The organism is Georgenia sp., from assembly GCF_054605595.1.
The window spans coordinates 1-5,232 of record NZ_JBTSDU010000173.1 but is presented as its reverse complement, the minus strand read 5'-3'; the positions used below and the strand labels follow the sequence as shown (position 1 = coordinate 5,232).

The following is a 5,232-nucleotide window of genomic DNA, read 5'->3' as shown; positions in this document are numbered from 1 at the left end:
CCACGCGGGTACTCGTGGCCCTGGCCGGGCGTGGACAGTTCCTCCTTGATCGCGGCTTCCAGGACGTGGCCGATCGCTAGGTTGGTGTCGCGGATAGCCTCGGGCAGCCCGGCGACGAGCGAGCGGAGGGCGGCGCCGGGTGGGCGGCCGGATGCGGTGCGCATCGTCACGTCAGATCCTCCGAGTCGGCGAGCGGCACGAGTGCGACCCGCACGCTCCCGCTCAGGTCGGCCGGCAGCGCCTCGTCCACGAGGTACCGGGCGCCCACCGGGAAACCGTCGCGGGCGGTGGTGACGCGGACGGCCTGGCCGACCGTGACCGTGCGGCCCGTCGTCGCGCCCTCGGCCACTACCTCCGTCCCCTCGCCCCACTGGCGGCGAGCGGCCTCGTTGGTCACCAGCCGGAGTCGCATGGGGACGGCGGCGGCGACGGCGGCCCACGCGCGCGTCTCCGACCCATCGGCGGCACGGGTGGGGGTCGCGTCGTAGACGGTGACGCGTGCGCCGAGTTCGCGGTCCAGCGCGCCGAGCGCGTCCGCGAACTGTGCGCGCGCCTGAGCGCGTAGGCCGGTCAGTGAGAGGGGCACTTACGCCGCCCTCACCACGCGCCCTGAGCCCGGCGGCGTCAGCATCAGGTGCGCGACCAGCCTCTGTGCGTCCGGCGGCAGCCAGCCGGCGCCGAGCGTCGTGCCAGCAGCGCCGGCCGTGCGGTCGCGGAACGCGATCGCGTCGTCGCCCGACTTGAGCGCCGCGATACCGGACACCGGCACGGGCGCAAGCGCGTCAGTCGTGCCAGAGGCCAGGAGCGCGAGCGCGACGATGCAGGTAGCGTCGGCGACGGGCGAGGGGATCGCGTCCGACGCGTACTCCTCACCGTCATCGTCCACCGTGCCCTCCCTCGGCCACTTGAGCGCCTGCGCCGTGTCCGACTTGACGCCTTTGTACGTGAACGAGTCCAGTAGCCGCGTGGCCGTCACGAGCGCCTTGGTGCGGTCGGTGGCGCCTGCGTCCTCCCACGCGGTCGCATTGAGGCGGGCGCCGAGATAGGCCACGGCGTCGGCGTATGCCACGTAGCTGTTGGCGGCCTCGCCGCCCACGGTCGCGTCCAGCGTGACGGCCACTAGCTGGCCCTCCGGCGGCGCTTACGGGGCGGGGTGGGCGCGTCGGGTGCGGGCGCTGCTGTCTCCTCTGCCGGCGCAGCCGCTTCTGCTGGCGCGTCCGGGGCAGGGGAGGGCACCGCGGCCGGCTCTGTCGGAGCGGCCGGCGCGGGGTGCGGGGTGGTGCTGTACTCGCCCGTGGCTACGAGCTCCCGCGCGTCCACAGGCCACCGCTCAAGAGCGGCGCCGGTGGACACTTCGTATACCGTCACCTTGCGGCCAGTGGTCGCAGGCGGCAGCGGGCGCGCGGGAGTGGTCGTAGTCATGGGTCAGGATCTCCGGTGGCGGGTTAGTGCTTGGCGATCCAGGCGGTGTAGTTGATGCTCCACGCGGTCGCGCCGGTGCCGTCCGTGAACATCCGGACGTAGCGGTAGACCGTGCCGTCCTGCTCGTTGGTGAACGGCAGCTCGAAGCGGCCGGCGGTGGTGTCGGCCGACGCGCCCGTGACGCTGGAGTCGCCGTGAATCGAGCAGGCGAGGTTGACGACATCGCTGGCGAACGTCGCCGAGCTGGAGCCCTGCAACTTGAGCAGGTACAGCTCGTCTCCGGTCGCCACGTCGAGCGACGCGACGTCGATGACGACCACGCCGTTGGCGCGCGCGGCGCCGAGATCGACGATCTTGGCCGTGCTGTCCACAGTGGCGGCAGCGTCGGCGGTGATTGCGCCCGCGTCCTTGAGCTCCAGGAGGGCGTCGAACGTGTAGGTCTTCTGTGCCATGTTCTCAGTCCTCGGGTTAGGCCGTGACGGCGGCGTTCTTGATGCCGTACAGCCGGCCGGCTGCGCGACCGTGCTCCAGGCACATTCCGGCGAACCACTCGACGCGCGTGCGGAACGCCGGCTTGGTGTCCAGCTCGCCCAGATCGCGCACGTCCATCTCGCCGTTCTGGATGCCGGTCAGGCGGCCGTCGCCGAACGCGACGCAGTAGATGGAGGTTCCCACGGCCGTGCCGCCGCCGGGGTTGGCCTCGTCGAACGCGACGGGCTCGGTGCCGCCGTTGTCCGAGTAGGGCACGAGGATCGGCAGGTCCGCGTACTGGAGCACGCGACGGCCGAACGCGTCCTTGTCCCACACGATGTGACCGGACACGCTGGTCGTACGGGCGGCGGCCGAGAGCAGCCGGCGCATCGCCTTGGACATCACCAGGTGCGTGGCGCCGGGGACGGCGTCGATCAGCTCGTCGAGCTTGGCGAGCGACAGCGCATCTCCGCCCGACGTGGAACCGGCCGCGATGAGCTGCGTGCCCGTGACGCGCTTCTGGAGCCCGTCAAACTCGCGCGGGTCGGCCTCACTGTCGCCCTTGATGAACACGCGCGCCCAGTCCTGCGACAACGCCTTCACCTTCATGGCCTCGTGAGTGGCGCGAACGCCCATCCCCTGCGTCTTGAGGATGAAGTTGTCCACATCGAGGTCCCCGCCCGAGATCTTGAGTGCCTCGGTGAGCGGGTTCACGATGCCGGTGGACTCGGTGTAGCTCTCGTTCACGCCGCGGAACGCGACGCCGGGCAGAGCGCCCTCGCGGCTGTAGCTGTACGCGTTGCCGCTGATCGGCTTGAACGGCAGCGCCAGCAGGATGTCGGACTCGCGTGCGAACATCTCCACCACGGCGCCACGTACGACCTCGCCGGGGTTGAGCTTCGCCGCTTCCAGGATGGTCAGGGCCATCGGGTCACCTCTTACTTGGGTGGGGTACTACTTGATTCCCCGTTCCCGAGCGAGCCGTAGGCGGTCCTCGGGGGGGAGCTTCGACAGATCCTGCGCGGCGGCTCCCCCGCCCTTCTTGTCCACTGGCGCCCCGCTCCCCGAGGCCCCCGTGCCCGCGTACAGATACGGGCGACGTACCTTCTCCTTCTCCGCCCAGTACTTCTCGGGCGTGATCGCGGACGGGTCGCCGTCCTCGTCCAGCACGACGACGCGGCCCTGGTCGTCGAGGTCGAACGCATCGGCGTTGAGCCTGAGCGCGTCCTCGATCCGCTTGGGGTCCACTCCGCCCTCAATGGCCGCAGCCCGCACCTTGTCGGTCAGCTTGAGCGTCCTGAGCTCCTTCTGTGCGGCCTCCAGCGCCGACAGCTTCGGCGCGTACTCGGCGGCGATGTCCGCCCGCCACTTCTCGCGCAGCTTCTCCGTGTCCTCGGCAGTCTTCGCGGGCGGCGTGCCCGTACCGGCCGTCGCGATCAGCTCCGCGATCTCGTCCGGCGTCTTGTCGGGAAACGCCTTCCGCCACGCGGCGAGCGCCTTGCTGTTGTCGCGCTCCTTCTTCAGCGCCGACTTGAGCCCCGACACGTCCACCAGCGCGTCCGCGTCCTCCACGTTCAGGCGGTAGTGGCCGGTCACCTCGTCGTGCGTGTACTCGCCGTGCAGTGCGTCCGGCACGCCGTCGAGCGATTCCAGAACGGCTTTGAGGGCCATGCAGTGCGGTCCTGCGGCGTCTCGCCGCGGCTAGGTTGGCCGGAACGCAAAAAGCGGCAGGCAACGGACCCCTCAGGGTCTATTGCTCGCCGCTCGTTCCGGTGTGGATTGTGCCGCGCGTCGGGCGCGGGTGCTACGTCAATCTAATCGGTCGCGCGTAGGTTTCGTGCTGTCACTGATAGGACGCGCGAACGGGGTGGGGTGTCACGGGGTGGGTGTGGGGGCGGCGGGAGCGTACGCACCGCCACAATCGCAGCCATGCCAGTACCCGTCCGGCCCGACTGCCAGGCTCGCGCAGCCGGCCGCGTGAACCACATCGCCAATCGCTCTCCATGCGGCACCGCGCACCGGCGGGCCGCTGTCGATCAGGAGTCGGCTGCACGTCCCGCAGGCACGAGAGCCCCACACCCCGGCGTCCACGATCACGACGGGTCCGGGCTCGTCGCACATGCAGCGCACCGGCCCGAGTATCGGGCGCGTCTCGGCGATGGCCGCAACCGTGCCGCATCGCTCGCAACTCTCCCACGAGCCGTGGTAGCCGCCGCAGGGGCGTGGGCCGTATTCAATCACTTCCATTGGTCCTCTCCGTTGAGTTCCACTCCCCCTCACGCCGCCATCCCCCTCAGCCCCGCCCGGTCCACGCCCAGCCGCTCGGCGAGCTGCGCCAGCGTCAGCACGCGCCGGTCCTGCCCCACGAGGTCGCGCAGGCTCAGCTTCTTCGCCCGCCAGAGCCCCGCCGCCGGCCGGCCAAGCACGCGGTTCTGGACCGACTCGCTCTGCGTAGAGAGCCAAGACCCGTAATCAGCGAATCGGTGCCGAGGCGCGATCCCGTCTGCCGGTAGCCCCAGCCGTGCCGCCATCGCTTCCGCGAGCAGCGGCTTGACCGTCGTGCGGCAGTTCGGGTGGAACGGCGGGCGCGGCGCGGTCGGGTCGTCCACGCGGTGGATCGTGCCATCCAGGGAGATGCAGATGACCGTGGTCCGTGCGTCCATGACCGCGTCAATCGCGTACCTATCCACCACGTCCGGCCCTGCCGCCTCGTAGGTCGCCTGAGCCGCCGCCGTGTGCGTCGCGGTGACCGTCGTCCTTACGACCGCCGTGGCGTCCCGGCGGGCACGGCGCCACACGTCCGGCTCCGTCTGCCCACGCGCGCCCACGATCCGCCGCACGATCGTCGCCGGCCCCTCGCCGGCGAGTAGCCCTAGCTGGATCTGCTGACGGGTCGCGATCGTCATGCTTGCCGCCTGCCCACGGAACCACTCGCCGATCGTCAGCCCCTGGATCGGCAGCTCCGCCACCGCGACCACCTGCGCCCGCGTCAGCAGCCCCGTGGTCACGTCCACGCCGTCCGCGTAGGGCGAGCGGGCGAAGTAGGAGGCAAGCTCCGCCTGCGCCACGTCCGCCTCCAGCCCCGCGTACGCCCCCATCTCCCTCAGCACCAGCCGCTCCACGTCCGCGTAGCCGTCGCCGACCAGCCGCTGGATCTGGCCGTAGAGCAGCGCGGTCCGTGCGCGTGCGGCGGGCGTGAGGTCGGCGTAGTCGGTCAGGATCACCCGCACGATCTCGCGGTAGCGCGCGAGCAGGAGCGCGTCCACCTCGGACGCGACGTGCCGCTCGTACGCGTGGCGGGCGAGCAGGGCGGCGAAAGCGGCGCCGCGTGGGTCGGCG

6 protein-coding genes are annotated in these 5,232 nt (G+C 71.0%); all 6 read right to left on the bottom strand.

The features are described 5' to 3' along the window. Window positions 1–166: 166 nt before the first annotated feature. The gene (locus ACYC1Z_RS14115) at window positions 167–586 is read right to left on the bottom strand and encodes a hypothetical protein (RefSeq protein ID WP_461410157.1); all 420 of its coding nucleotides are present in this window, start codon (window positions 584–586) and stop codon (window positions 167–169) included. Next, window positions 587–1,120 carry a DnaT-like ssDNA-binding protein gene (locus tag ACYC1Z_RS14110; RefSeq protein WP_461410156.1) on the bottom strand — a complete coding sequence of 178 codons (534 nt, stop codon included), beginning with the start codon at window positions 1,118–1,120 and terminating at the stop codon, window positions 587–589. A gap of 325 nt (window positions 1,121–1,445) precedes the next feature. Then, window positions 1,446–1,874 carry a hypothetical protein gene (locus ACYC1Z_RS14105; RefSeq protein ID WP_461410155.1) on the bottom strand — a complete coding sequence of 143 codons (429 nt, stop codon included), beginning with the start codon at window positions 1,872–1,874 and terminating at the stop codon, window positions 1,446–1,448. Between the two features lie 16 nt (window positions 1,875–1,890). Then, window positions 1,891–2,820, bottom strand: coding sequence for a major capsid protein (locus ACYC1Z_RS14100; RefSeq protein ID WP_461410154.1), 930 nt, complete (start codon window positions 2,818–2,820; stop codon window positions 1,891–1,893). 27 nt (window positions 2,821–2,847) lie between these two features. After that, window positions 2,848–3,564, bottom strand: a complete 717-nt coding sequence (locus ACYC1Z_RS14095; protein WP_461410153.1) for a hypothetical protein — start codon at window positions 3,562–3,564, stop codon at window positions 2,848–2,850. Window positions 3,565–4,169: 605 nt separating this feature from the next. Next, window positions 4,170–5,232: minor capsid protein (locus ACYC1Z_RS14090; protein ID WP_461410152.1), on the bottom strand; the 1,063-nt coding region annotated here is incomplete at its 5' end.

Excerpts from the sequence above, each read along its gene's own strand:
- ACYC1Z_RS14105 (WP_461410155.1), bottom strand. The coding sequence starts at position 1,874 with ATGGCACAGAAGACCTACACGTTCGACGCCCTCCTGGAGCTCAAGGAC.
- ACYC1Z_RS14100 (WP_461410154.1), bottom strand. The coding sequence starts at position 2,820 with ATGGCCCTGACCATCCTGGAAGCGGCGAAGCTCAACCCCGGCGAGGTC.
- ACYC1Z_RS14095 (WP_461410153.1), bottom strand. The coding sequence starts at position 3,564 with ATGGCCCTCAAAGCCGTTCTGGAATCGCTCGACGGCGTGCCGGACGCA.